Below are 25,153 nucleotides of genomic sequence, written 5' to 3' on the forward strand. Positions count from 1 at the left end.
CCCCCCCCCCCCCCCCCCCCCCCCCCCGCCCCCCCCCCCCCCCCCCCCCCCCCCCCCCCCCCCCCCCCCCCCCCCCCCCCCCCCCCCCCCCCCCCCCCCCCCCCCCCCCCCATCGCGGGACGCAAATAACCGGCATCTCCGGTTCGGCGTGACCTGTTCCGGATGGGGTCAGGCCGATCCATCCGATAACCACGCCGCAATAAATTTTGCCGCCCGCTCGCCGATCTCTGCCGCAGGCATCCCCGGTTTATACAACGCCGAACCCAGGCCGAACCCATCAGCACCGGCCTTTCGGTAAGGGGCCATCGTATCGGGATTTATGCCCCCGACCAGTAGCAGACGGGATTCCTGCGGCAGAACCGCCCGCAATGCCTTGACGGCAGCCGGAGGGATCATCTCTGCCGGAAACAGCTTCAGAAACGCCGCCCCGGCCGCAATCGCCGAAAACGCCTCGCTCGCCGTTCCCACACCGGGACCGTAGATCAGTCCACGATCCGCAGCGGCCACAGCCACATCGGGGTTGAAATTGGGTGCGATGATCAGGCGTCCTCCCGCCTCTTCGACCTGGATCACCTGCCCGGGCGTCAGAACGGTGCCCGCCCCTATCACAGCCCTGTCGCCGCAATATCGGACAAAACGTGAGATGCTCTCGAACGGACGAGGAGAATTCAGCGGAACCTCGATCTGGGTAAAGCCGGCACCGATCAGGGCTTCGGCCACATCTTCGACCTCTTCCGGCTGGATGCCGCGCAGGATCGCCACCAGCGGACAGCTTATAAAAGCCTTGTTCCAATCCATCATTCAACCAATCCTGCCAGTTTCGCGATTTCCCATAGCCCGGCCCGCGCCATGCCGGGCGGTGCCACGACCGCCGTAGCTCCGGCCTGCGCCATGGCGTTAGCATATCGTTCCGCCAGATCGCCACGGCCAATGATCGTCACAGGCTCATCAGGAAGTGGCAGCCGGACCGCCAGCTCATCCCCGATCAGCAGACCCGAGAGGTAATCGCCGATATCCCCGCCCTCCAGACGCCCCATCAGGGCCAGCGAACGGGCGGAAAACAGTCGCGACATCAACGATCCCCCGGACAGGCCGGCCGCAACTCCGCGCCCGAACGCAGCCGGATCGGCCGGATCATCCGTGGCCAGCCGCCCAAGGATCGAGTCCTTGTAAAGCAGGGCAAAAATCTCTCCGGTCATGCAGGTCTGGAAATCGGACAGCACGCCATTCGCGACCTGAACCCATTTATTATGCGTGCCCGGCAGGATGAACAGGCCATCCGCATGCTCTTGCCCGGCCAGATGACCGAAGATTTCGACCTCTTCGCCGCGCATGACATCCGGCACGCCGTGATCGGGGTTTTTCACGGCGCCGGCGGTGAAATGAACTTCGTGCCCATCCTGCGTGACATGGCGCAGCAGCGAGGCGGCCAACCCGTTTGCATCAAGCGGCAGTGGCAGATAAGGCGTCTCGACCCAGCCATTGCGGCTGGTGATCATCCCCGAGGCAATGGCCGGCAGATCCGGCCAGCGTGAAAGCCAAGGAGAAAGCAGCGTCGAGAAGCATTCCTCGAAACCTCCACCCGCGACCGCCATGATGCCCGGCCCCGAGGGAATTTCCTCGATGACTCCGCCATCATCGCCCAGCAACCACGCCCGGAAAGAGCTGGTGCCCCAGTCGATGGCGATCAATCGGGCGGTCATTGGATGAACCTGTAAATGGTGGTTTCGGAGTACCTCTTGTCCGGTCTCAGAATCGCGGACGGGAAACCGGGACGGTTCGGCGCGTCGGGCCAATGCTGCGTTTCAAGCGCGACCCCGGCCCAGGGTCCATATATGCGCCCCCCGAGTCCCGCAACGCCTTTGATCCCGGCGCCGTCATAAAGCTGCAAGCCGCAGGCTGTCGTCTCGACCCGCATCCCAAGCCCGCTTTCGCCAACCAGACGCGCGACCGGGCGAAGCGGCTGCGGCCCGTCGGACAGACAGAAATTATGGTCGTAGCCCGCGCTACCGATCCCGCGCAGATCGCGGAAATCAAAAGGCGTTCCCGCCACCGGCGCGATCCTGCCCGTCGGGATAAGCTCATCATTGGTGGGAAGATAGGTATCGGCGTGAATCATCAGCGAGTGATTACGAATATCGCCGCCGCCATCAAGGTCGAAATAGCCGTGATGGGCGAAACTGCAAGGCGTCGCGGCATCCGTTTCGGCCGTGATCCCGATAATCAGGGAATCCGCGGTCAACCCGATATCGGCTTGCACATGCAGGTTCCCCGGAAAACCCATATGGCCATCGGGCAGATGCAGCGTCAGGCTGACCTTGTCCGGCGCGACCGAGGTGATCCGCCAATTCTGAAAGGCCGCGCCGTCATGCCCGCCATGCAGCGTGTGACGCCCGATAAAATTCCGGTCGGTGCTGTATTCCTTGCCATCCAGATAAAATCTGCCGCCCCCGATACGGTTGGCGAAACGCCCCGCGATCGCGCCGAAATAGCGCGTGGGGCCAAGGTAATCCTCAATGCAGGGAGAGCCGAGGACAAGCGGATGACCCACGCCATCCAGCCGCAAATCCTGCACGATCGCCCCAAGCGTCAGGATCCGCGCGCTTAGCCCGCCTGACCCGATCTCGATGCTTTGTACAGCGCGCCCGTCCGGCAGGGTGCAGACGGTCCGGGCACTCACAATACTACCTGTGGTTCCGGCAGCCCTTTCACGGCGGGCCGGACCAGATAGGTCACCCCCTGCGCGGCGTCGGGATGGTCGATGCCCTCGCATGCGGTGGTGACAAGCATTTCATCCAGATCCGCGCCGCCGAATGCCGGGCAACTGGAATGCCTGCCCCCGACCCCAAGCCTGTCCTTCTGCCGCCCATCCGGCCCGAAGCGGATGACTGCCCCCGCACCCCAACAGGCAACCCAAGGCGCGCCTTCACAATCGGTGACCGCGCCATCCGGGCTAAGGCCAAGCAGACCGCAATCAAGGAAAAGCCTGCGTTCATCCCTGGGCCAGCCCTGCGGAGCCAGCGGCAGGGTCCAGATTTTCTGCTCTTTCGTGTCGGCGAAATAGGCGGTTTCCCCATCCGGAGAAAAGCAGATCGCGTTGGGGATGGTGATCCGGTCGACCACGCGACGGATTTCACCCCTGTAATACCGGTAAATCGCGCCTGCGCCCCGCTCTGCTTGCTTGCCCATCGTCCCGAACCAGAAACCGCCCTGACGGTCTGCCCGCCCGTCATTCGAACGTGTTTCGGGCTTTTCGGCTTCGATCGCGGCGACCGGCTTCAGTTCGCCGCTTGTCAGGTTCAGCAGGCCCAGACCATGCTCATGCGCGATCATCAGATGATCGGCATCCACCCAGCCAGCCGCCGAAGCCATCCGGTCGAACGGCCATTCCTGCGCCTCGCCCATGTGACGCGACAACAATCTGCGACCGAGGATGTCGAACCAGAAATACTGGCCACGTTCAGGATGCCACAGCGCCCCCTCGCCCAGTTCGCAAATACGCTCGTCATAGATCCCGGCCATCCGCACTCCTTCAGAATTCGAAAGCTTCAACCGTGTTGCGACGGCCCAGCGTGAACGCGTCGGCGACCAGCATCATCGGCGACAGATCCACATCGCTGCGCCCACCGCGCACCAGTTCCGCCATACGGGCGTAAAGCGCGGGATATTCACCCATGATATCGCTTTCGCCCGCAGCTTCCTTGCCGTCGATCTCAAGCATGTTGCCTCCCATACGCAGGGCCAGATGACCGCCGCTTGTCTCGAACTCCATGTCCCATGTCTGCGGGCCTTCCTGACGGAAGTCGAAATCGGCATGGATATTCTGCGCGAAATCCAGCCGCGCGGCGATGGGGGCCTGACGGTTCGCGGGGAAATCCATCTCGGCGCCGGTCAAATGCAGGCGTATCGGCAGGATCTCGGTCAGGATCGACAGGGCGTTGATGCCCGGATCGAACACGCCCATGCCTCCGGCCTCGAAAATCCAGTCCTGCCCGGGATGCCATTTCCGCACATCCTCGCGCCAGATGATGCGGCCCCGGTGCAGCTGTTTCCCGGCAAGCCATGCCTTCGCCCCGGCCACGCCGTAAGCCATGCGGGAATGCCATGTCGCAAACAGGCTGACACCCTGCGCTTGCGCCAATTGCTCAAGCGCATGCACCTCGGACAATGTTGCACCGGGCGGCTTTTCCAGCATCAGATGCCGTCCCGCACGCAGCACCTCTTGCGCCACGGCAAAGCGGGGAACCGGAGGAAGACAAAGGCTGACGGTTTCGATATCCGGGCGCGCAGCCAGCATTTCCGAGATCCCGGTGAACGCCTCGATACCATCGACCCTGCCGCTGCGCGAGACGGTCGCGGTCAGTTCCCAATCGGGGCTGGCCGCGATTGCGGGCACATGTTGATCCACAGCGATCTTGCCGATGCCGGCCAAAGCGATTTTCATCAGTGACTGTCCTTTCCGACCGGATTGCCCCTGCATCCTTTCAGGAAATCAAGATCGGCACCGGTATCCGCGCCGGTGACGTGCTGTTGGTGCAGCCATTCATAGCCGCTGGCGGGCCGCTCATGCCTTGGCCGCCATTCCGCCAGACGCGCGGCCAGTTCTTCATCGCTGATCTCAAGATGCAGGCGGCGGTTCGGCACATCCAGTTCGATCATGTCACCATCCTGCACGACAGCCAGAGTTCCGCCCGCCGCCGCCTCGGGGCTGGTATGAAGGACCACGGTGCCATAGGCGGTGCCCGACATGCGCGCATCGGATATCCGCACCATATCGGTAATGCCCTTTTTCAGCACCTTGGGCGGCAGGCCCATATTTCCTACCTCGGCCATGCCGGGATAGCCTTTGGGGCCGCAATTCTTCAGCACCATCACACAGGTTTCGTCGATATCGAGGCCGTCGTCGTTTATCTTCGCCTTGTAATCGTCGATATCCTCGAACACGACGGCGCGGCCCCGATGGTTCAACAGATGCGGGCTGGCCGCCGAGGGTTTCAGTACCGCCCCTGAGGGAGCCAGATTGCCGCGCAGAACCGCAATACCGCCCTGCGGTGTCAGGGCCTTTTCGGTGGGCAGGATAACATCCGGGTTATGATTAATGACATCCTTCACCTCGTCCCACATCGTCAACCCCGAGACAGTCAGGGCATCCTTATGCAGCAGACCCGCCTCGCCCAGCCGCTTGATGACGACCGGCAGACCCCCAGCATAAAAGAATTCCTCCATCAGATATTCGCCCGACGGCAACAGGTTCACGATAGTCGGCACATCGCGCCCGCAACGGTCCCAGTCATCCAGCGTCACATCCACACCGACCCGCCCCGCAAGCGCCAGCAGGTGAACCACCGCATTGGTCGAGCCGCCAATGGCGCCATTGGTGCGGATCGCGTTCTCGAATGCCTGTTTGGTCAGGATATCCGAAGGTTTCAGATCGTCCTTGACCATCTGCACGATCCGCCGCCCGGAAAGCTGCGCCATGACACGGCGGCGGCTGTCCACAGCCGGGATCGCCGCATTGCCGGACAGCGCCATGCCCAAAGCTTCCGCCATGCTGGCCATGGTCGAGGCCGTGCCCATCGTGTTGCAGGTGCCGGATGACCGAGACATGGACTGCTCGGCCTCCAGAAACTCTTCCTGCGTCATCTCACCCGCCTTCACGGCTTCCGAGAATTTCCACAGATGGGTGCCGGAACCGACCCGCTCACCCCGGAAATAACCGTTCAGCATCGGCCCGCCGGTGACGACGATAGAGGGAATATCCGTCGAGGCTGCCGCCATCATCAGGCTTGGCGTGGTCTTGTCGCAACCGACCAGCAGCACCGCGCCATCCATCGGCTGACCGCGAATGGTTTCCTCGATGGCAAGGGCGGCCAGATTGCGGAACATCATCGCGGTGGGGCGAAACGTGTTTTCCGAGGCCGAGAATACCGGCACCTCGACCGGAAAACCGCCGGCTTCCCAGACACCCGCCTTCACCTTTTCGGCCAGTTCCCGCAAATGCCCATTGCATGGCGTCAGGTCCGACCAGGTATTCAGGATACCGATGATCGGACGCCCGTCGAACAGGTCATGCGGATAGCCCTGATTCTTCAGCCAGCCGCGGTGATAGATCGTATCGCGGCTATTGCCGCCATACCATTCCTGCGAGCGCAGTCTGCGGGGCCAGGGTGCGGGGGTAAAGCTCATGACAGGCCCTTACAGCGTTTCGATATGAACAGGACCGGAATCGGAAATTTGCAGCGGATTGCGAAGCGGCAGGCCGAAAGGTGCACTGCTGATCTCGAATATGTCGCCGGGCTGGGCCGATACGCCATCCGCGAAGGAAATCGTCGCGGTTCCGAAGAAATGCACATGCACATCGCCCGGTTGCCGGAACAGATCGTATTTGAAGTGATGATGCTCAAGATTGGCGATGCTGTGCGACATATTCGCCTCGCCCGACAGGAACGGCTTTTCCCAGATCGCCGCGCCGTCACGCAGAACCCGGCACTCGCCATCGATATGGTCCGGCAGATCGCCGATCAGGATTTCGGGGCCGAAACTTGCCGGGCGCAGTTTGGAATGCGCCAGCCACAGATAATTACCACGCTCGGTCACATGATCCGAGAATTCATTCGCAAGCGCAAAGCCCAGCCGGAACGGCCGGCCATCGGGCGCGACGATATAAAGCCCTGCAAGCTCGGGCTCTTCGCCCGCGTCCAACGCGAATTCCGGAGAAAGCAACGCCGCCCCGGGCGCGGTGGCCGCATGGCCATTGCCCTTGTAGAACCATTCGGGCTGCACACCGGCCACGCCATTGGCAGGTTTCCCGCCTTCCACGCCCATGCGGAACATCTTCATGCTGTCGGTCAATGCGTCCGGATCGACGCCATGATGCATCGAATCCCGCGCCGAGGCCGAGCCGGTATGCGTCAGCCCCGTCCCGGTCAGATGCATATGGGCGGGATCGGGATGATCCAGCGGCAGAAGCACACGCCCCTCGGACAAGGCGACGGCAAGATCGACAGTTTCGCCCAGCCCGCGGGCCGCGATTTCCTCACCCAGTTTGCGGCCAGCGGCGATTGCCGCCAGTGCAAGCTCATAGGTGCTGGCCGTATCCCGGACGACATGCGCCCTCTCGCCCTCGCGCAGGGCGACCGCGCGTGCTCCATCGTTCAGGCGGATCTGGGACAGATGCATGTTTCAGCCCTCTTTGTTCTTGTTGTAGACGTCGAAGAATACCGCGGCGAGAAGCACCAGCCCCTTGATCACCTGCTGATAATCGATGCCGATGCCAAGGATCGACATGCCGTTATTCATGACACCCATGATAAACGCGCCGACCACCGCGCCGACGATCTTGCCCGAACCGCCCGCCATGGAGGCACCGCCGATAAAGACCGCGGCGATCACGTCGAGTTCGACGGCGAAGCCCGCCTTGGGCGTGGCCGTATTCAGCCGCGCGGCATAGACCAGCCCCGCAAGCGCCGCCAGCAATCCCATATTGACGAAAGTCAGGAAGGTCAGCCGCTCGGTCCGTATCCCCGACAGTTTCGCGGCCTTCGCATTGCCGCCCACCGCATAGATGCGCCGCCCCATGGTCGTGCGTTCGGACAGGAAAACATAGATAACCGTCAGGACCACCATCAGCATCAGCACATTCGGCAGGCCCCGGAACCAGGCCAGCTTCCAGGTCACGAAAAGCAGCGCGAAAGAGATGATCGCGTTACGCAAGAGGAACAATCCCCAGGGCTCATCCTCGATCCCATAGCGCGCATTGCGGGCGCGGTTGCGCAGCGCCAGCCAGATCAGCACGAGAACGGTTGTCACACCAACCGCAATGGCAAGGATATTGGGCTTGTCCGGGCCGAAAAGATCGGGAATGAACCCGGTCGAGATCATCTGGAAATTACGCGGGAAGGGGCCGATGGATTGCCCGGCAAGCAGCCACAGGGACAATCCCCGGAAAACCAGCATCCCCGCGAGCGTCACGATGAATGACGGAATTTTCCAATAGGCCACGAAATAGCCCTGCACCGCGCCAATCGCGGCACCCACCGCAAGGCAGACGATCATCGCCACGCCTACGGGCAGCTTCATGCTGACCACCATGACAGCGGCCAATGCACCGATGAAGCCCATGACCGACCCGACCGACAGATCGATATTGCCGCCCACGATCACCAGAAGCATGCCCAGCGCCATGATGATGATATAGCTGTTCTGCAGGAACAGGTTGGTGATATTGACCGGCCGCAGCAATGTGCCCCCGGTCACGATTTCGAAGAACAACATGATCGCGATCAGGGCAAAGAGCAGCCCGTATTCGCGGATATGCCTGGAAATGTAACTGCCGATCCCCGGCGCCTTGCTGGCCTGTTCCATATTTCCTACTCCCTGACGATCAGCGACATGATCCGCTCTTGCGAGGCGTCCTCTGCTTGCAGTTCGCCCACGAATCTGCCCTCGTTCATGACATAGATCCGGTCGCACATGCCCAGCAGTTCGGGCATTTCCGACGAGATCATGACAACGGCTTTGCCCGCAGCGCTCAGATCGTTGATAATATTGTAGATTTCATATTTCGCGCCGACATCGATCCCCCGCGTCGGTTCGTCCAAGATCAGCAGTTCCGGCTCGGTGAACAACCATTTGGCCAGGACGACCTTCTGCTGATTTCCGCCCGACAGGTTCATGACCTTCTGGAAGACGCCCGGCGTGCGGATGTTCAATGCGGCGCGATACTTCTCGGCGACGGCGGTTTCGCGGTTCTCATCGACGATGCCGCCATTCGCAACTCCGTCCAGATTCGCAAGGATGGTATTGCGGCGGATGGTTTCCTCGAGGATCAGGCCAAGGGTCTTGCGATCCTCGGTCACATAGGCCAGCCCGGCGGCAATCGCCTTGTCCACCGTGGACAGGTCCACCGGTTTTCCGTGCATGAACGCCTGCCCGGAAATATTCCGCCCATAGCTGCGCCCGAATACGCTCATCGCGAGTTCGGTCCGGCCTGCACCCATCAACCCGGCGATGCCGACCACCTCTCCGGCCCTGACCTCCATTGACAGATCCCGGATCATCTGGCGGTCGGCATGAAGCGGGTGAAAGACGTTCCAGTCCTTCAGTTCAAGCACGATCTCGCCCGCGCGACGCTCGCGATCGGGATAACGGTTCGCCATGTCGCGCCCGACCATATCGCGCACGATCCTGTCTTCGGTCAGATCGCCCTGATGTGCATCGATGGTCGAAATCGTCGCGCCATCACGGATCACGGTGACACCGTCGGCAATCTTGCGTACCTCATTCAGCTTGTGGCTGATGATGATCGAGGTAACGCCCTGCCCCTTCAGTTCCAGCAGAAGATCCAGCAGCGCCTGACTGTCCGATTCCGACAATGCGGCGGTCGGCTCGTCCAGGATCAGCAGGCGCACATTCTTGGACAGGGCCTTGGCGATCTCGACAAGCTGCTGCTTGCCCACACCGAGACTGTCCACCTTCACACCCGGAGGCTCGCGCAGGCCGACCTTGGCCAGAAGCCCCTCGGTCTGCCGGAAGGTCTCGCGCCAGTTGACGACGCCATTCGCCGCGCGCTCATTGCCCAGAAAGATATTCTCGGCGATCGACAGAAGCGGAACCAGCGCCAGTTCCTGATGGATGATGATGATGCCCAGTTCCTCGCTTTCGCGGATATCGCGAAATTCGGCGGGCTTGCCGTCATAGATGATCTCGCCGTCATAGCTGCCGGCCGGATAGACCCCGGAAAGCACCTTCATCAGCGTGGATTTCCCTGCGCCGTTTTCGCCGCAGATCGCGTGTATCTCACCTTCGCGGACTGTCAGGCTGACATTGTCCAGTGCCCTGACGCCCGGAAAGGTCTTGGTGATGTTGCGCATTTCCAAAAGCGCGGTCATGCCTTCACTCCGGTGCTGGCTGTACCTGCGCGGGCCGCCCGCCCGGAAAGGGGGCGGCCTGCAATGGCTTGTTTCCGCAAATCGGACTTATTTCAGCTGGTCTTCGGTGTAATAGCCCGAACCGATCAGGACCTCTTCCCAGTTCGAACTGTCCACGGCCACCGGCTCCAGCAGATAAGACGGTACGACCTTGACGCCGTTGTCATAGGTCTCGGTGTCGTTGATCTCGGGTTCTTCGCCCTCCAGCATCGCGTTCACCATATCGACGGTGACTTCGGCCAGCTTGCGGGTATCCTTGAAGATCGTCGCATATTGCTCGCCCGCGATGATCGACTTGACCGACTGCACCTCGGAGTCCTGACCGCTGACGATCGGCATCGCCAGATCGCCCGAACCGTAGCCGACGCCCTTCAGCGAGGACAGGATGCCGATGGACAGGCCGTCATAGGGCGACAGCACGCCATGCACTTCCTTGTCGGTATAGTTGGCCGACAGCAGGTTATCCATCCGCGACTGCGCGGTCGCCGGATCCCAGCGAAGCGTCCCCACCGTGTCCATGCCCATCTGGCCGGACGGAATGACGATCTCGCCCGAGTCGATCATCGGCTGCAATACCGACATCGCACCGTCATAGAAGAAATAGGCGTTGTTGTCGTCCGGGCTTCCGCCGAACAATTCGACATTCCACGGCTTCACATCGGGAAAACGTTCCTTGAGGCCCTGCACCACCGTATTAGCCTGTTGCACGCCGACCTGAAAATTGTCGAAGGTCGCGTAATAGTCGACATCGGGCGTATCGCGGATCAGGCGGTCATAGGCGATCACCTTGATATCGGCGGCCGCCGCATTCGCCAATGCGTTCGACAGCGTGGTGCCGTCGATGGCGGCGATGACCAGCACGTCGACGCCCTTGGTGATCATGTTCTCGACCTGGGCAAGCTGATTCGGGATATCGTCCTCGGCATATTGCAGGTCGGTGTCGTATCCCGCCTCCTGGAACTGCTTGACCATGTTGTTTCCATCGTCGATCCAGCGCGCGGATGACTTGGTGGGCATGGCGATGCCGATTGTTTCAGCCATGGCCCCGAACGCAAACCCGGACATGCCAAGCGACAGCGCAACCGCTGCGACCTTGAATTTCATGGTAACCTCCCTGATTGGCAGACTTCTTTATCTGACAAAAATGACCGCCGGAAACCGCGGTACACGGATTGCTTTACCAAAACGTCGTCTTGACTGTAAAATGCCAAAATCTGCAATCCACATACCTTGTTTGATATGTCATATCCCAACACCCACTCACTCCTGAAACCTGTCCAGCTGCGCCTGATTCAAGAGATCGCACAGCACGGACAGCTTCAGATGGCCTCTGAAGCCTGCGGGATGACGCAGCCGGCCGCCTCGCGCATGCTTGCGGGTATCGAGCAGAAGATCGGCGCCAGACTGTTCCTGCGGCAGCCCAAGGGCATGGAGCCGACCGAGATCGGGCTTTCGGTCCTGCGACGTGCGCAGGCCATCCTGCGGGAATATGGCAGCATGGCCAGCGATATCCGGGAAATGAAAGGCGGCGAGGCGGGATCGGTCCGGATCGGCGCGGTGACCGGCCCGGCCGTCGACATCGTGGTCTCGGCCATCCGCGAGGTGAAGGCGACATCCCCCAAGGCCGAGATCACCGTCGATGTGCAGCCGTCGCGCGAATTGCTGACATATCTGGCCGCGGGTGAAATGGATCTGGCGCTTGCCCGCATCCTGCCGGAATTCGACAGCAAGGATTTCAACATCCGTGAAATGTCGGGCGAAAGGGTCCGGTTCCTGGTCCGGGCAGGTCATCCGATGACACGGCATGATCCGGTCACGCTGACGCAGCTTCTGGAATATGAATGGATCATGCAGACCCGCGGCGCCCCGATACGCGAGGCCACTCTGGCGGCGTTTGCAGGTGTCGGGATCCCGGAACCCACAAGGATCGTGAACAGCGCGTCGCTGCTGTTCACGATCGCCTATCTGTCGAATAGCGACGCGGTTTCGCCGCTATCCGAAGACCTGGCCCGGATGCTGACCCAGCCGCCCATCAATGCCGGTTTCTCGGTTCTGCGGACGCCGCATGACATCCGGGTCTCGCCCTATTACCTGCTGAGCCTGCGTCGCCGCGTGCTGACCCCGCTGGCCCAAAGGCTTCAAAGCACCATCATCCGCCTTTCCGACAAGCGCCCGGAACCCGGTTAGAGCATTCGGGGGTTGGCCGGAAATGCCGGTTGCCTGTGGCTCTGCCGAGCGGCGTAACGTGGCATCGCGGCAATCACTCCGTTTCCGGGTCGGGCCGGCGCACTCCGAACACGGCACAGTAAAGCGCCGGAACAAAGATCAGCGTCACCAGCGTACCCGCGATGATCCCGCCCATCATGGCGAATGCCATCGGTCCCCAGAACACCTGCCGGGCGATCGGAATCAGCGCCAGCGAAGCCGCCGCCGCTGTCAGCAGGATGGGCCGGGCGCGGCTGTCCGATGCCTCGAATACCGCATCCCATTTCGACCTGCCTTTTTCCAGAAGCACCTGAATCTCGTGAACGAGGATGACCGAATTGCGGATCAGGATGCCGATAAGCGCCAATATCCCAAGGATCGCGACGAAACCCATCGGCACGCCGAAGGGCACCAATACGGCAACGACGCCGATCAGCCCCAGAGGCGCAGCGGCAAAGACGATCAGCGACAGGCGGATGCTTTGCATCTGCGCCATGACCAGCAGCGCCATGATCAGCAGCATGACCGGCACGACCGCCGCGATCGGCTCCTGACTGTCGCCCGAGGTCTCGACCGAGCCTCCTATTTCGATATTGACCGCTTCGGGCAGCGTGGCCGCATAATCCGACACCGCGCCGTCCAGTGCCTGCACCAGCGTCGCGGGCTGATCGTCGCCATTGATCGCCGCCTTGACAGTCACCGTCGGCAGACCGTTGCGCTGCATGATCAGGGGTTGTTCGGTATCGTATTCGAGGCTGGCGACCGACATCAGCGGGATATTTCCGGCCGATCCCGTCTGAAGCTGAAGGTTGCGGATCGAATCCAGCGATTGCCGGTCCGTATCGACGCCGCGCGCCACGACATTGATCAGGAAGATATCGTCCCGCAACTGCGTTATCGTCTTGCCCGAGAACACCGCCGAAAGCGCCTCGGAGATATCCTGCCCGGACACGCCAAGCTTGCGCGCCTGATCCTGATCGACCTCGAGCCGGATCACACGGGCGGGCTCGTTCCAGTCCAGCGCGATATCGCGCAGGCGCGGCTCGGATGCCAGCACGGCGGCAAGTCCCCGCGCGGCATCGCGAGCCTGATCCGTGCCGGGGGCACTGACGCGATATTGCACCGGCTTGCCCACCGGCGGCCCGATCTCGAGATTCTTCACATAGATATCGACGCCCGGGAAATCCGTGACGGCAAGGTCGTTCAGCATGTTCTTGACCCTGTCGCGGGCCGCGGCACTGGGGGTCTGGATGACGATCTGGCCCATATGTGGCCCCGGCGTGGGCACATCCATCGACAGGATGAAGCGCGGTGCGCCCCGCCCGACATAGGAGGTCCAGAACAGCACGTCGTCGTTATCGGCCAGATGGGATTCAAGCCGGTCCATATCCTCGCGGGTCTTGGTGATCGAGGCGTTCTGCCGTTCCCCGATATCGACAAGCACCTCGGTCCGGTCGGAATCGGGGAAGAATTGCTGTTCGACGAATTGCATGCCCCAAAGCGAAATCCCGAATATCGCCAGAGTGACAGCGATGGTCACCCATTTGAATCGCATTCCCGCCCGCAGGAGCCGGTGGAACCCCCGGCGCAGCCAGCCCTTTCGCTCCTGATGATGCGCGAGATTCTCTTTCAGGAAGGTCACGCCCAGCAGCGGCGCGAAAAGCACCGCCACGATCCACGAGATCAGAAGCGACACCGCGATGACCACGAAAAGCGAAAAGGTGAACTCGCCCGCCGCCGAATTGTTCAGGCCGATGGGAATGAACCCCGCCACCGTCACCAGAGTGCCGGTCAGCATGGGGAAGGCGATCGAGGTCCATGCATAGCTTGCCGCCTTGGACAGGGATTCCCCGACCTCAAGCCGCGAGATCATCGTTTCGATAGCAATCATCGCATCATCGACCAGCAAGCCCAACGCGATGATCAGAGCGCCCAGCGAGATCCGCTGAAGGGTGATGCCGTAAAGTTCAAGTATGACAAAAGTAATCGCCAGAACCAGCGGAATGGTCAGAGTGACGACGAACCCGGCCCGGAAACCAAGACTGACGAAGCTGACGATCAGGACGATGATCACCGCCTCGGCCAGGGCCTGCACGAAATGACCGACCGCCTCATCCACGACATGCGGCTGATCGGCGACCTTTGCCATTTCGATCCCCACTGGCAGGTCGCGGGCGACACCGTCCATCAGAAGATCAAGCTCCTTGCCGAATTCAAGGATATTCTCGCCCTCGCGCATCCCGATCTGCAAACCTATCGCGGGCTGGCCCTTGTAGCGGAACAGGGCTTCGGGCGGGTCCTCATAGCCCCGGGTAATCGTCGCCACATCGCCCAGATTAAAGAACCGCTCGCCAACGCGAAGATTGACGGCAGAGATGGAGTCGGCATCATCGAACTGCCCGCCGACACGGACCAGGACCCGCTCGGGGCCGTCCTGCACGACACCCGAAGGGGCAATCGCGTTCTGATTGGCCAGCGTCTCCATGACCTGCTGCTGATTCAGGCCAAGCGCCGCCAGTCGCGCGGTCGAGAATTCAAGATAGATCCGTTCATCCTGCACGCCGAGAAGCTCGGTCTTGCCGGCGGCGGAAAGCGCCGCGACGCGCTTGCGGATCGTCTCGACCCGGTCGCGCATTTCGCGCAGCGTGAAGCCGTCGGCCGTGAACGCATAGATATTGCCGAAAACGTCGCCGAAATCGTCATTGAACTGAAAGCCCTGAAATTCCTGTGGAAATTCCGGCTGGATATCGGACATCATCTGGCGCACGCGCTGCCAGATCTCGGGCACTTCGGGGCCGCGCGTGGTCGGCAGCAATTCGACATAGACCACCGCCTGCCCCGGCATCGTGACCGAGCGGGTGAAATCCAGTTCGTCCAGTTCCTCCAGCTTGGTTTCGATACGCGAAGTGACCTGCTTCAGGGTATCCTCGATATTCGCTCCCGGCAGCGCGGCCGAGATCACCATGGTCTTGATGGTGAAATTCGGATCTTCCTCGCGGCCCAGATTCATATAGCTGAGCGCACCGGCAAGCAGCGACAGAACCAGCAGGAACCACACAAAGCTGCGGTGATGCAGCGCCCAGTCCGAAAGATTGAAGCGGCTCACGGTTCGACCCTCCGTCCCACCTTCTGATCGGGTTCCAGCGAATTCACGCCGCGGATGACCACCTCATCGCCGATGGCAAGCCCATCCGTGACCAGAACCCGGCCACGATAACTGAGTCCGATGCCTACCGGCACCGGTTGAACCTGCCCGATCTCTCCTTCACGGCTGACCCGCCAGACATGCGGCTGACCGTCCTGCTGAAAGATCGCCCCGTCGGGCAGCGTCAGTGCGGGCTCGCCCGGTGTGCCGACCCGCGCCCGGATCAGCGTGCCCAGCCGGAAAGGCGCATCCGCCGGCAATGTCAGATGCAGCCTTCTGGTGCGCGTCGCGATATCCGCCAGCGGCTCGATCCGGTCCAGCGTCGCGGTAACGGTCCGTTCCGGCGCGCTGCGTTGCCAGATGGTGAACACGGCATTGTCCGGCAATGCCGCAAGAGCGGATTCGGGCAGGTCAAGCAATGCCTCGCGCCCGTCTTCCGCCGATAATTGGAGGATCGGGCCGCCTGCGTCGACCACCGCACCCGGCGCCTCGTAAACCGCACTGACCACTCCGGCGAAAGGCGCGGTCATTCTGGCAAAGCCCTCGGCATCCTGCGCCTGGATCAACTCCGAATTCGCCTGATCGGCTGTGGCCTGTGCCGCTGCCATGGCCCGCTGTGCCTGTTCAAGCTGCGCGTCCGACGCAACACCACGCCCGGCCAGCGCCTGTGTCCGCTCCAGCGTGGTCCGGGCGGTGGAAAGCTGCACCTCTGCGGCATCGACCGCGGCAGTGGCGGCGCGGGTCGTGGCCGCCAGATCCTCGGTCGCCAATTCCGCCAGAAGCGCGCCTTGCTCGACGGCATCGCCAAGCTCCACATGACGCGAAATCATCCGGCCAAGGGTCTGGAACGCCATCGTCACCTGAGTCTTGGAGGCAATCGTTCCGGGAAGCGAACGGGCATCGTCACCGCGATCCTCGACGATCTCGGTCACGACCGGGCGCGGCGGCTGTTCGGTCGCGGCCTCGCCGCGAAAGCCCAGCCAGTCGGGCAATTCGAACCCCGCGGCCGGAAACGCCGCCAGCATCGCCGTGCAGGCCAGTATCGTCATCCGTATCATGGCTGTCCCCCCGCGGCTTCCACGACGCGTCCCGGATAAAGCAATTGCGAGCCCGCGCCGACCACGATCTGCCCAGGCTCCAGCCCAGCAGACAGATACACGCCATGATCCGAGAAATGACTGATTTCGACCGGGGCAAGGCTGACCTCTCCCTGCTCGTCCACGATCCAGACCGCCGCCGTCTTCCCCTGCCGGGTCAGTGCCGTCCAGGGCACCACGATGCCGCTATCGCTATGCACCCGCAATTGCCCGCGGACAGCAGCACCCAGAAGGGCGACACCTTCCGGGCCGTTCTCGATTCTTGCGCGGACCGTGACCGTACCGGTGGCCGGATCGACAAGCGGCGCGATTTCGGTCACGGTCGCGGTCATTTCCGGCCCTTCGACATCGATCGTGGTCAGGCTGACCTCGGCCCCCATCGCGCTGTCCAGCAATGGATGATCCGGAGAGTTGAACACCGCCTCAAGCCCGCCCACGCTGGCCAGGGACACCACCGGCTGCGCCGCGCCCACGACCTGCCCCGGCGACATATCGCGCCCCGTCACCACCGAATCGTCCGGCGCACGCAGCACCGCCTCGTCCAAAGCCCGACGCGCCTGATCGACGCTGCTTTCGGCGCGCTCGACCGCCCCTGCCGCCTCGGATAATGCCTGCGCCGCCTGATCGCGGGCCGCGCGCGTTCCGACACCGCGTTCCAGCATGGCGTTTGCCCGGTCGGCAGCCTGTTTTGCCTGTTCGTAAGTCGCGCGGGCGGCGGCAAGACTGGCCTCGGCCACGTTCAGCCCCTGTTCCTGCTGCACCGAATCAAGCCGGGCCAGCGGATCGCCCCGCGCGACATGATCCCCCTCTTCGACCAGCACTTCGGTAATACGCCCACTTTGACGGAACCCCAGATCGACGCTGTCACTTGCTTCCATCGTCCCCGAAAGCCGCAAATCGAGCAGCAGGGGTTTTTCCTCGGCGGTCACGAATTCGACCCGCAGATTGTCCGTTTCGGCCCAGCCGATGGACACCGGCAGAAATGCAATCAGGATTGGCGCAAGATATCTGTTGATCATGGCAGTGCCCCGTTAACCACGTATTCTTGCTTTGGGAACTCGCTAATGGAAAGTCCCCTGTCGCAACGTCATATCGGATTTTTACGGAATTGAGCAGAGCCCGGCTTGCATTCCGAAGAATATCGAGCGGCTCCATCCATCGCATATTACGCCCGGCACCGGAAATCCGCCCATGATCGACGCCGGCCCCATTTCACCCGGCTTGATATGGGTGATAACAATGGCAACACTCAAGGGAAACGGAAAGAGGCTGCGGATGCTGTATCAGGTCAAAGATTGGGACGACGCCTATGCGAATGCCGCGCATATCCCGGGCGGAAACGACTACCCGGCAAAGTGGGAAGCCGCGGCCGCCGCCTTTCGCCAGACGGCGCGTCAGGAAAAAATCGACGGCGGCGATCTGTTCCTGCCTGAGAACACGGCAAAGGGGCTGGCCGTATTCATTCATGGCGGTTTCTGGATGAAAACCGGCCCCGCGACCTGGTCGCATCTGGCTGCCGGGCCGGTCGCGCGCGGCTGGGCGGTGCTGATGCCCGGTTACACGCTTGCCCCCGGTGCGCGTATCGCGCAGATGACCCGCCAGGTCGCATCGGTCATTTCCGACGCGGCCGGACGGATCGCCGGGCCTGTCGCATTGACCGGGCATTCCGCCGGAGGGCATCTGGCGGCACGGATGATCTGCGACGACGCCACCCTGCCCAACGGGGTGGCGTCCCGCATTTCCGCCTGCGTGCCGATTTCGCCGCTTGCCGATCTGCGTGCGATGATGCGGACGGCGATGAATGATGTCCTGGCCATCGACATGGCCGAGGCGCGAAGCGAGAGCCCGGCCTTGTTGGCGCCGCGCCCGGATATTCCGGTCACAACATGGGTCGGGGGCGCCGAGCGGCCCGAATTCCTGCGCCAGGCGCGGCTTCTGGCCGATATATGGGCAGGACTGGGTGCGGCCACCGATTGCGTCATCGATCCCGGCCGTCACCATTACGACGTGATCGAGGCGCTTACCCGCCCCGACAGCCCGCTGACATGCAGACTGCTGGGCTGATCCGGGCGGCAGGTCGGGCGCTGCGCCGTTATCGGCGGGTCCTCTGAACCGGAACCAGCTCCGGACCCCGGGGATATTTCCTTGCCATGAAGAAGAAGCAAAAACCCACCTTCTTCTTCGTCCGGATATCCCGGCGGATGAGGAGCGATAGCGACGAAGGGAAAGCAAGCTTTTTAAATGTGCATCCGGCTCAACCGTGGCGGGCAAGGACACGCGGCAGGATTTCTGCCAGGATATCCAGCTCGTCCGACGGGGCGCAGCTGATGCGGATGCAGCGGTCAAGCGGCGGAACACCCGGCATACGGATAAAGATGCCCTCTTCCTCCAGCCAAGCGACGAGATTACGGGAAAAAGCGCCGTCGCGACCGGTATCGACGGTCACGAAATTCGTGGCGGAAGGCAGCGGCTGCATGCCGTTATCGGATGCGATTCGTGCGATGCGGTCACGGGCGGCCGCGACCTCTTGCCGGATATGCGCCAGCCATTCGTGATCGGCAAGCGCCGCCCATGCCCCGGCCTGCGCAATCCGGTTTACGCCGAAATGATTGCGGATACGCTCGAAACCCGCGATCAGATCCGGGTGCCCGAATGCATAACCGATCCTTGCCCCTGCCATGCCATAAGCTTTGGAAAAGGTGCGCATGCGAATGACGCGGGGATCGTCGGCGGCAATCCGGGGAATGGCGCTGTTCGGGGCGAATTCGATATAGGCCTCGTCCAACAGCAGCAAGGCGCCGTCGGGCAGATCGTCCAGCATGGCCTCGATCGCCGCGCCGTCATGCCAGCTTCCCATCGGGTTGTCGGGATTGGACAGATAAACCAGCCGCGCCCCGGTTTCACGGGCGCGGACCATCAATGCCTGCAGATCCTCGTGATCGTCACGATAAGGCACCCTGTGCAATGCACCGCCGAACCCAACAACGTGATAATTAAAGGTCGGGTAGGCCCCGTCCGAGGTGACCACGGCATCGCCCGGTGCGATCAACAACCGCACCAGCAACCCCAGCAGACCGTCTATCCCTTCGCCCACGACGATATGCGCGGGCGGAACGGATAAATGGGCAGCCAGCGCCTGCAAAAGATCATGGCTGGTCGAGTCGCCATATTGCCAGATCTCCGCCGCCGCTTCGCGCATCGCCTGCACCGCCTTCGGGCTGGGGCCGAACCCGTTCTCATTCGCGCCAAGTCGGGCGGCGAAGGGGCGGCCGCGCTGCCGTTGCAGGGTTTCAGGGCCTATAAAGGGCACCGTCGCGGGCAAACCGGCCGGGATCGGCGCGAAGGCAAGCGGTTTCGCCATCAGAACGCCCGGAAGGTCATCGTGGTCAGGGTGCGGCTTATATGCGGGATATCGAACAGCTTTTCTGACAGGTATTTCCCGACATCCTCATCTTCGGGGATATAGACCTTGGCCAGCAGATCGTATTCGCCCGAGGTCGAGTAAAGCTCGCTGACGATCTCCCGGTCATAGATGGCCTCGGCGACCTGATAGGTTTTGCCGGGTTCGCAGCGGAACTGCACGAAAACGGGACGCATGGCTAACCTCCTGCTCATATTATACGGGATGCCGATATCGGGCGCAGGTTAGACCGCAGGCACAGGCCGGGTCCAGTCCCCCTTCGCATGCCCGCGCCAAAAACGCATCAGCAGCAAGGCGGCGGCGCAGCTTAGCCCGAAGACCAGCCCCAACCACAGCCCCGGAGCGCCGATCCCGGCGATGAAGGCCAGCCCATAGGCGACCGGCATGCCCACGATCCAGTAACTGAAACCGGCGATCAGCATCGGCACGCGGGTGTCATGCACTCCGCGCAACAGCCCAAGCGCAACCACCTGCAGGGCATCCGTGAACTGAAACAGCGCGGCGAAGAACAGCAGGCTTGCTCCGATGGCGATGATGGCAGGGCGCTGCGGATCGTTCGGGTCGAGATAAAGGCTGACCAGCGCTTCGGGGAACAGAAGATAGATGGCGACGGCGATCATCGCGACGCTCATCGAAAGCGCCGTCACTGTCACGCCGGCATCGCGCATCCAGCCCGCGTCCCCGCGCCCCTTGGCTTGCCCGATCCTGACGGTGGCGGCATTAGACAGTCCCAGATGCGCCATGAAGGTGATCGAGGAAATCTGCAGGGCGATCCCATGGGCGGCAAGCTGCTGTGTCCCGATCCAGCCCATCATGACATTCGAAGCCACGAACAGCCCGCCTTCCGCAAGCATGGTCAGGCCAATCGGCAGACCAAGCCGCGCGACCGCGAAGAATGCCTGCCAGTCCGGGCGCCAGAACCGCTGGAACAGCTTGAATTTGCGCGCCTCGGGAAGCCATGCGCAATAGGCGACCTGTATCACCAGCTGCATCGTCAGCGTGATCAGTGTAGCGATCGCCGCGCCGCGCACACCCAGTTCGGGCGCACCCAGATTACCGAAGATCAGCACCCAGTTCAGCGCCACATTCACCGGCAGTCCCGCCAGCGTGATCCACATGATCACATTGGGCCATTCAAGCGCCGCCAGATAGGAATTCAGCGTCAGCCCGCAAAGCATGGGCAGCAACCCCCAACCTGCAATCCGCAGATATTGCTGCGCCATGGCGGCGGTTTCGGCGTTCTGCCCCAATGCGATCAGGATCGGCTCGGAATACCACATCAGCGGCATGACCAGAATCGAGAACAGGATCGACAACCACAGCGCCATGCGGGCAGCGCGGCGGACCTCGGGCTCATGGCCGCGGGCGACCGAAGTGGCGATCAAGCCCATTACCGCCGTCCCGAAGCCCATGCCAAGGAAGAACAGCGTGATACGGAACGATCCCGCAATGACCAGCGCGGCCAGTTCATCGACCCCGTACCAGCCCATCATCACCGTATCGCTGACCTCGATGGCCATACGCGCCAGATGGCTGCCGATCAACGGGAGGCCAAGCCACAGCGTCGCGGTGATATGAGGGCGATAACGGTGCATCGGATTGCCATATCCGGGCTGATCACACTCGGCAATCGAAATCCCGGCTATCGGCTGAAAGGCGGCGGAAAGCGGCGGGCGGCGTGGCCATAGGTGATGATACTCAAGTCCCCGGGGCGTCTTGCCGCACCGGGCGGCTTCTGCGATAGAAAGGCAACGCCACTGCGACTCGAGGCCGCCCATGACTTTCCGCGCCCGTCACCTGCTGGGTATCGATCATCTGAAGCCCGCGGAGATCACCACCCTGCTGGATCTGGCCGAGGAATATGTCGCGCTCAATCAACGGACGGTGAAACATTCCGACGCTTTGGCCGGGATGACCCAGATCAACATGTTCTTCGAGAACTCGACCCGTACGCAGGCCAGTTTCGAACTGGCGGGCAAGCGACTGGGCGCGGATGTGATGAACATGGCCATGGCGCATTCCAGCGTGAAGAAGGGCGAAACGCTGATCGACACGGCACTGACCCTGAACGCCATGCATCCCGATCTGCTGATCGTGCGCCATCCGCATTCCGGCGCGGTCAATCTTCTGGCCGAAAAGGTCAATTGCGCCGTCGTCAATGCCGGCGACGGGCGGCATGAACATCCGACACAGGCATTGTTGGATGCGCTTACCATCCGCCGCAGCAAAGGCCGGCTGCATCGCCTGACAATCGCCATTTGCGGCGATATCGCCCATAGCCGGGTGGCCCGCTCGAACCTGATCCTGCTGGGCAAGATGGAGAACCGGATCCGCCTTGTCGGCCCCTCGACCCTGATGCCGTCGGGCGTGGCCGAAATGGGCGTCGAGATTTACGAGGACATGCGCGAGGGATTGAAAGACGCGGATGTCGTCATGATGCTGCGCCTCCAGCGGGAACGGATGGATGGCGGCTTCATCCCGTCCGAGCGGGAATATTATCACCGCTGGGGTCTGGATGCGGAAAAACTGGCGCTTGCCGCGCCCGATGCCATCGTCATGCATCCCGGCCCGATGAATCGCGGCGTCGAGATAGACGGGACGATCGCGGATGACATCAACCGTTCCGTCATTCAGGATCAGGTCGAAATGGGCGTGGCCGTACGCATGGCCGCGCTTGACCTTCTGGCACGGAACCTGCGGGCCGAGCGGGGCAAGGCCGCAGCGGGAGTCATGGTATGAATGGGAAGAACAGCATGCCTTCCGCCGGACCTGATGACTGGGCAGATATCCTGCTGCCGGGAGAAATCTTGCAATGGCGGGGCCGCCCTAAACCGGGGATAAGTTTGCGGCCCTTTGACTATTTCCAGATTCCTTTCGGCATTATATTTTCTGGAATTGCACTGATCTGGATAATGGCCGCCATGACGGCAGGCGGTTTTATCTGGATGTTCGGCATATTGCATTTTTCTGTCGGAATGGCGCTCGTCTTGTATCCGTTTTTATGGCTGCAAATGGTCCGCCGCAGAACCTATTACACCCTTACCAACCGGCGCACGATGATTGCCAGAAATTTACCTCTCATGGGCCGCAGCCTTGAAAGCTGGCATCTCGAGCGGTTGGAAAACATCGATTTGACAGATCGAAACCCCGGCAACGTCTATTTTGCCAAACACCATAGCTGGCGCGGTCTGAGCCAGAAAATCGGACTCGAACGTATTGCGAACCCGCGCGAGGTGTTTTCGATGATCTCTACCCTACGGGACGAACTCTTGCGTCAAAGCCGACCAACAGGGCAACGACATGACTGAAACCACCCTTTTCACCAATGCCCGCCTGATCGACCCCGAGGCGCAAACCGACGCAATGGGCAGCCTGCTGATCGAAAACGGACAGATCGAGGGGACGGGCGCCCCCGATGAAGCCCCGCCCGAGGGTGCGGCGGTGATCGATTGCGAGGGGCGGGCATTGGCCCCCGGCATGATCGACTGGGGCGTCAAGATCGGCGAGCCCGGAGAACGGCACAAGGAAAGCTTCCGCAGCGCAGGGCTTGCGGCTGCGGCGGGCGGCGTGACGACGGTGATCGCGCGGCCCGATACAATGCCGCCTATCGATAACCCTGAATCGCTGGAATTCGTGACGCGCAGGGCCGCGGATGCGCCGGTGAATATCAGGCACATGGCGGCACTGACCAAATTGCGCGAAGGGCGCGAGATGGTCGAGATCGGCTTTCTGGCCGATCTGGGCGCGGTTGCCTTTACCGATGGCGTCCGTGTCGTCACCGATACCAAGCTTCTGTCCCGCTGCATGACCTATGCGCGTGGCCTGAACGCATTGATCGTCGGTCATCCCCAGGATTTCGGCCTGTCGAAAGGCACGGCAGCCACAAGCGGCAAATTCGCCTCGCTTTACGGCATCCCCTCGGTTTCGCCCGTGGCCGAGGTGATGGGGCTGGAACGCGATCTTTCTCTGGTCGCCATGACCGGCTGTCGCTGGCATGCCGATCAGGTTACGACCGCCGGCGCCCTGCCCGCCCTGGCGCGCGCCCATGATTCCGGGCTGGATGTCACCGCAGGCGTCTCGATTCACCATCTGACGCTGAATGAATACGATGTCGGCGATTACCGCACCTTCTTCCGCTTCACCCCGCCACTGCGACCGGAAACCGACCGGCTGGCCATGGTGCAGGCCGTTGCCGATGGGCTGATCGACGTGATCGCCAGTTTCCACACGCCCCAGGACGAGGAATCAAAGCGCCTGCCATTCGAGGCCGCCGCCCCCGGTGCGGTCGGCCTGCAAACGCTGCTGCCTGCCGCCTTGCGGCTTTACCATCAGGGCGGGCTAAGCCTGCCGCAGCTTTGGCGGGCGCTGGCGTTGAACCCCGCCCGCAGGCTTGGACTTGACGCCGGGCGGCTGGCCAAGGGCGCGCCCGCCGATCTGGTGCTGTTCGATCCCGATGCGCCTTTTGTGCTGGACCGTTTCAGACTACTGTCGAAATCCAAGAACACCCCTTTCGACGGCGCAAGGATGGAGGGGCGCGTATTGGGCACATGGGTTGCCGGAAAGCGCGTCTTCGGAGGCAAGGAATGACGCTGATCCTGTGGGCAGTGCTGGGCTATCTTCTGGGTTCGGTTCCTTTCGGCATGATCATAGCCCGGTTCCTGGGGCTGGGGGATCTGCGCAATATCGGATCGGGCAATATCGGCGCGACCAATGTGCTGCGCACCGGCAGCAGGCCCGCCGCTTTGGCGACGCTGCTGCTGGATTCCGGCAAAGGCGCCGCCGCAGTTCTGCTTGCCCGTTATTTCGCGGGCGATACGGCGGCGATACTGGCGGGCGGCGCCGCTTATCTGGGCCATTGCTTTCCTGTCTGGCTGGGCTTCAGAGGCGGCAAGGGAGTTGCGACTTTCCTTGGCACATTGATCGCACTGCACTGGCCGCTTGGCCTTGGCGCCTGTGCCATCTGGCTTCTGGCCGCCGCACTTGGCCGCATCAGCAGCCTGTCGGCCCTGCTGGCCGCCGCGTTCTCCCCCATTCTGGCATGGGCCATGGGCAGATTCGATCTGATTCCGGTCAGCCTGTTCATGGCCGTACTGATCTTCATCCGGCACAGAACCAATATTTCCCGGCTTCTGGACGGCTCGGAACCGCGTATCGGCCGGAAGTAATCCCGCCACGCGGCAGACCCACCCCCGCAAACAGCTATAGCGCTTGACCGGATCGCCTCCCCTCCTCCCCCTTCTTCTTTGTCCAAATACCTCGGGGGTGCGGGGGGCGCCCCCCCCGCCCCCCCCGGCCGCCACAAAACCGCCGGTTCGCAAAAACCCCGCCCCCGCGAAAGGGTGGCGCCCCCCGGCTT

General features: G+C 62.2%; 22 protein-coding genes. 6 read left to right on the forward strand and 16 right to left on the reverse strand.

Going from position 1 to position 25,153, the window contains the following annotated elements; translation table 11 throughout:
• Positions 1-168 precede the first annotated feature (168 nt).
• From Q0601_RS23425 to chvE, 10 genes are all read right to left on the reverse strand, one after another.
• On the reverse strand, positions 169-801 hold the full coding sequence (locus tag Q0601_RS23425) for a 2-dehydro-3-deoxy-6-phosphogalactonate aldolase (protein ID WP_305292396.1): 633 nt from the start codon (positions 799-801) through the stop codon (positions 169-171).
• The gene (locus Q0601_RS23430; protein WP_305292398.1) at positions 798-1,703 is read right to left on the reverse strand and encodes a 2-dehydro-3-deoxygalactonokinase; all 906 of its coding nucleotides are present in this window, start codon (positions 1,701-1,703) and stop codon (positions 798-800) included. Before Q0601_RS23430 ends, Q0601_RS23425 begins: the two co-directional genes overlap by 4 nt.
• Positions 1,700-2,680 carry an aldose epimerase family protein gene (locus Q0601_RS23435; RefSeq protein WP_305292401.1) on the reverse strand — a complete coding sequence of 327 codons (981 nt, stop codon included), beginning with the start codon at positions 2,678-2,680 and terminating at the stop codon, positions 1,700-1,702. The genes Q0601_RS23430 and Q0601_RS23435 overlap by 4 nt, the downstream gene beginning before the upstream one ends.
• The gene (locus Q0601_RS23440; protein WP_305292403.1) at positions 2,677-3,522 is read right to left on the reverse strand and encodes an SMP-30/gluconolactonase/LRE family protein; all 846 of its coding nucleotides are present in this window, start codon (positions 3,520-3,522) and stop codon (positions 2,677-2,679) included. The genes Q0601_RS23435 and Q0601_RS23440 overlap by 4 nt, the downstream gene beginning before the upstream one ends.
• 10 nt (positions 3,523-3,532) lie before the next feature.
• Positions 3,533-4,444 (reverse strand): Gfo/Idh/MocA family protein, encoded by a 912-nt coding sequence (locus Q0601_RS23445; protein ID WP_305292404.1) that lies wholly within the window; start codon positions 4,442-4,444, stop codon positions 3,533-3,535.
• Positions 4,444-6,186 carry an L-arabinonate dehydratase gene (gene araD, locus Q0601_RS23450; RefSeq protein ID WP_305292406.1) on the reverse strand — a complete coding sequence of 581 codons (1,743 nt, stop codon included), beginning with the start codon at positions 6,184-6,186 and terminating at the stop codon, positions 4,444-4,446. The genes Q0601_RS23445 and araD overlap by 1 nt, the downstream gene beginning before the upstream one ends.
• Positions 6,187-6,195: 9 nt before the next feature.
• Positions 6,196-7,179, reverse strand: a complete 984-nt coding sequence (araD1, locus tag Q0601_RS23455; RefSeq protein ID WP_305292409.1) for an AraD1 family protein — start codon at positions 7,177-7,179, stop codon at positions 6,196-6,198.
• 3 nt (positions 7,180-7,182) lie between these two features.
• Positions 7,183-8,364 carry a multiple monosaccharide ABC transporter permease gene (gene mmsB / locus Q0601_RS23460; protein WP_119751401.1) on the reverse strand — a complete coding sequence of 394 codons (1,182 nt, stop codon included), beginning with the start codon at positions 8,362-8,364 and terminating at the stop codon, positions 7,183-7,185.
• A 5-nt stretch (positions 8,365-8,369) separates the two neighbouring features.
• Complete coding sequence (gene mmsA, locus Q0601_RS23465; protein WP_305292413.1) at positions 8,370-9,890, reverse strand: multiple monosaccharide ABC transporter ATP-binding protein; 1,521 nt, start codon at positions 9,888-9,890, stop codon at positions 8,370-8,372.
• Positions 9,891-9,977: 87 nt separating this feature from the next.
• Positions 9,978-11,033 carry a multiple monosaccharide ABC transporter substrate-binding protein gene (gene chvE, locus Q0601_RS23470; protein ID WP_305292415.1) on the reverse strand — a complete coding sequence of 352 codons (1,056 nt, stop codon included), beginning with the start codon at positions 11,031-11,033 and terminating at the stop codon, positions 9,978-9,980.
• 135 nt (positions 11,034-11,168) lie between these two features.
• On the opposite strand from chvE, the gene Q0601_RS23475 reads away from it, so the two are divergent.
• Positions 11,169-12,116 (forward strand): LysR family transcriptional regulator, encoded by a 948-nt coding sequence (locus Q0601_RS23475; protein ID WP_305292417.1) that lies wholly within the window; start codon positions 11,169-11,171, stop codon positions 12,114-12,116.
• A gap of 73 nt (positions 12,117-12,189) precedes the next feature.
• Here Q0601_RS23475 and Q0601_RS23480 read toward each other — a convergent pair whose 3' ends face one another.
• Genes Q0601_RS23480 through Q0601_RS23490 form a run of 3 tightly spaced genes read right to left on the reverse strand, consistent with a single transcriptional unit; the run spans position 12,190 to position 17,395 of the window.
• Entirely contained in the window at positions 12,190-15,240 is a 3,051-nt protein-coding gene (locus Q0601_RS23480; RefSeq protein WP_305292419.1) for an efflux RND transporter permease subunit, read from the reverse strand.
• Positions 15,237-16,337 carry an efflux RND transporter periplasmic adaptor subunit gene (locus Q0601_RS23485; RefSeq protein ID WP_305292420.1) on the reverse strand — a complete coding sequence of 367 codons (1,101 nt, stop codon included), beginning with the start codon at positions 16,335-16,337 and terminating at the stop codon, positions 15,237-15,239. Before Q0601_RS23485 ends, Q0601_RS23480 begins: the two co-directional genes overlap by 4 nt.
• Positions 16,334-17,395, reverse strand: coding sequence for an efflux RND transporter periplasmic adaptor subunit (locus Q0601_RS23490; RefSeq protein ID WP_305292422.1), 1,062 nt, complete (start codon positions 17,393-17,395; stop codon positions 16,334-16,336). The genes Q0601_RS23485 and Q0601_RS23490 overlap by 4 nt, the downstream gene beginning before the upstream one ends.
• Before the next feature lie 220 nt (positions 17,396-17,615).
• Here Q0601_RS23490 and Q0601_RS23495 point away from each other — a divergent pair, with 220 nt between their 5' ends.
• Positions 17,616-18,440, forward strand: a complete 825-nt coding sequence (locus Q0601_RS23495; protein ID WP_305292424.1) for an alpha/beta hydrolase — start codon at positions 17,616-17,618, stop codon at positions 18,438-18,440.
• 190 nt (positions 18,441-18,630) lie between these two features.
• Here Q0601_RS23495 and Q0601_RS23500 read toward each other — a convergent pair whose 3' ends face one another.
• From Q0601_RS23500 to Q0601_RS23510, 3 genes are read right to left on the reverse strand one after another with little or no spacing between them, the layout of a single operon-like run.
• Positions 18,631-19,737, reverse strand: a complete 1,107-nt coding sequence (locus Q0601_RS23500; RefSeq protein WP_305292426.1) for a pyridoxal phosphate-dependent aminotransferase — start codon at positions 19,735-19,737, stop codon at positions 18,631-18,633.
• On the reverse strand, positions 19,737-19,973 hold the full coding sequence (locus tag Q0601_RS23505) for an Lrp/AsnC ligand binding domain-containing protein (RefSeq protein WP_305292428.1): 237 nt from the start codon (positions 19,971-19,973) through the stop codon (positions 19,737-19,739). Before Q0601_RS23505 ends, Q0601_RS23500 begins: the two co-directional genes overlap by 1 nt.
• A gap of 48 nt (positions 19,974-20,021) precedes the next feature.
• Positions 20,022-21,392, reverse strand: coding sequence for an MATE family efflux transporter (locus Q0601_RS23510; protein ID WP_305292430.1), 1,371 nt, complete (start codon positions 21,390-21,392; stop codon positions 20,022-20,024).
• A 181-nt stretch (positions 21,393-21,573) separates the two neighbouring features.
• On the opposite strand from Q0601_RS23510, the gene Q0601_RS23515 reads away from it, so the two are divergent.
• The 4 genes from Q0601_RS23515 to plsY are packed head-to-tail and all read left to right on the forward strand — an operon-like array spanning position 21,574 to position 24,962.
• Positions 21,574-22,536, forward strand: coding sequence for an aspartate carbamoyltransferase catalytic subunit (locus Q0601_RS23515; protein ID WP_305292431.1), 963 nt, complete (start codon positions 21,574-21,576; stop codon positions 22,534-22,536).
• Positions 22,533-23,105, forward strand: coding sequence for an aspartate carbamoyltransferase catalytic subunit (locus Q0601_RS23520; protein WP_305292433.1), 573 nt, complete (start codon positions 22,533-22,535; stop codon positions 23,103-23,105). Before Q0601_RS23515 ends, Q0601_RS23520 begins: the two co-directional genes overlap by 4 nt.
• On the forward strand, positions 23,098-24,384 hold the full coding sequence (gene pyrC / locus Q0601_RS23525) for a dihydroorotase (RefSeq protein WP_305292435.1): 1,287 nt from the start codon (positions 23,098-23,100) through the stop codon (positions 24,382-24,384). The genes Q0601_RS23520 and pyrC overlap by 8 nt, the downstream gene beginning before the upstream one ends.
• Positions 24,381-24,962, forward strand: coding sequence for a glycerol-3-phosphate 1-O-acyltransferase PlsY (plsY, locus tag Q0601_RS23530; protein ID WP_305292437.1), 582 nt, complete (start codon positions 24,381-24,383; stop codon positions 24,960-24,962). Before pyrC ends, plsY begins: the two co-directional genes overlap by 4 nt.
• Positions 24,963-25,153 lie beyond the last annotated feature (191 nt).

The sequence above is a fragment of the Paracoccus wurundjeri genome (genome assembly GCF_030678915.1).
GTDB lineage: Bacteria > Pseudomonadota > Alphaproteobacteria > Rhodobacterales > Rhodobacteraceae > Paracoccus > Paracoccus onubensis_A.

Excerpts from the sequence above, each read along its gene's own strand:
- Q0601_RS23425 (WP_305292396.1), bottom strand. The coding sequence starts at position 801 with ATGATGGATTGGAACAAGGCTTTTATAAGCTGTCCGCTGGTGGCGATC.
- Q0601_RS23430 (WP_305292398.1), bottom strand. The coding sequence starts at position 1,703 with ATGACCGCCCGATTGATCGCCATCGACTGGGGCACCAGCTCTTTCCGG.
- Q0601_RS23440 (WP_305292403.1), bottom strand. The coding sequence starts at position 3,522 with ATGGCCGGGATCTATGACGAGCGTATTTGCGAACTGGGCGAGGGGGCG.
- Q0601_RS23445 (WP_305292404.1), bottom strand. The coding sequence starts at position 4,444 with ATGAAAATCGCTTTGGCCGGCATCGGCAAGATCGCTGTGGATCAACAT.
- araD (WP_305292406.1), bottom strand. The coding sequence starts at position 6,186 with ATGAGCTTTACCCCCGCACCCTGGCCCCGCAGACTGCGCTCGCAGGAA.
- araD1 (WP_305292409.1), bottom strand. The coding sequence starts at position 7,179 with ATGCATCTGTCCCAGATCCGCCTGAACGATGGAGCACGCGCGGTCGCC.
- mmsB (WP_119751401.1), bottom strand. The coding sequence starts at position 8,364 with ATGGAACAGGCCAGCAAGGCGCCGGGGATCGGCAGTTACATTTCCAGG.
- mmsA (WP_305292413.1), bottom strand. The coding sequence starts at position 9,890 with ATGACCGCGCTTTTGGAAATGCGCAACATCACCAAGACCTTTCCGGGC.
- chvE (WP_305292415.1), bottom strand. The coding sequence starts at position 11,033 with ATGAAATTCAAGGTCGCAGCGGTTGCGCTGTCGCTTGGCATGTCCGGG.
- Q0601_RS23475 (WP_305292417.1), top strand. The coding sequence starts at position 11,169 with ATGTCATATCCCAACACCCACTCACTCCTGAAACCTGTCCAGCTGCGC.
- Q0601_RS23485 (WP_305292420.1), bottom strand. The coding sequence starts at position 16,337 with ATGATACGGATGACGATACTGGCCTGCACGGCGATGCTGGCGGCGTTT.
- Q0601_RS23490 (WP_305292422.1), bottom strand. The coding sequence starts at position 17,395 with ATGATCAACAGATATCTTGCGCCAATCCTGATTGCATTTCTGCCGGTG.
- Q0601_RS23495 (WP_305292424.1), top strand. The coding sequence starts at position 17,616 with ATGGCAACACTCAAGGGAAACGGAAAGAGGCTGCGGATGCTGTATCAG.
- Q0601_RS23500 (WP_305292426.1), bottom strand. The coding sequence starts at position 19,737 with ATGGCGAAACCGCTTGCCTTCGCGCCGATCCCGGCCGGTTTGCCCGCG.
- Q0601_RS23505 (WP_305292428.1), bottom strand. The coding sequence starts at position 19,973 with ATGCGTCCCGTTTTCGTGCAGTTCCGCTGCGAACCCGGCAAAACCTAT.
- Q0601_RS23510 (WP_305292430.1), bottom strand. The coding sequence starts at position 21,392 with ATGCACCGTTATCGCCCTCATATCACCGCGACGCTGTGGCTTGGCCTC.
- Q0601_RS23515 (WP_305292431.1), top strand. The coding sequence starts at position 21,574 with ATGACTTTCCGCGCCCGTCACCTGCTGGGTATCGATCATCTGAAGCCC.
- Q0601_RS23520 (WP_305292433.1), top strand. The coding sequence starts at position 22,533 with ATGAATGGGAAGAACAGCATGCCTTCCGCCGGACCTGATGACTGGGCA.
- pyrC (WP_305292435.1), top strand. The coding sequence starts at position 23,098 with ATGACTGAAACCACCCTTTTCACCAATGCCCGCCTGATCGACCCCGAG.
- plsY (WP_305292437.1), top strand. The coding sequence starts at position 24,381 with ATGACGCTGATCCTGTGGGCAGTGCTGGGCTATCTTCTGGGTTCGGTT.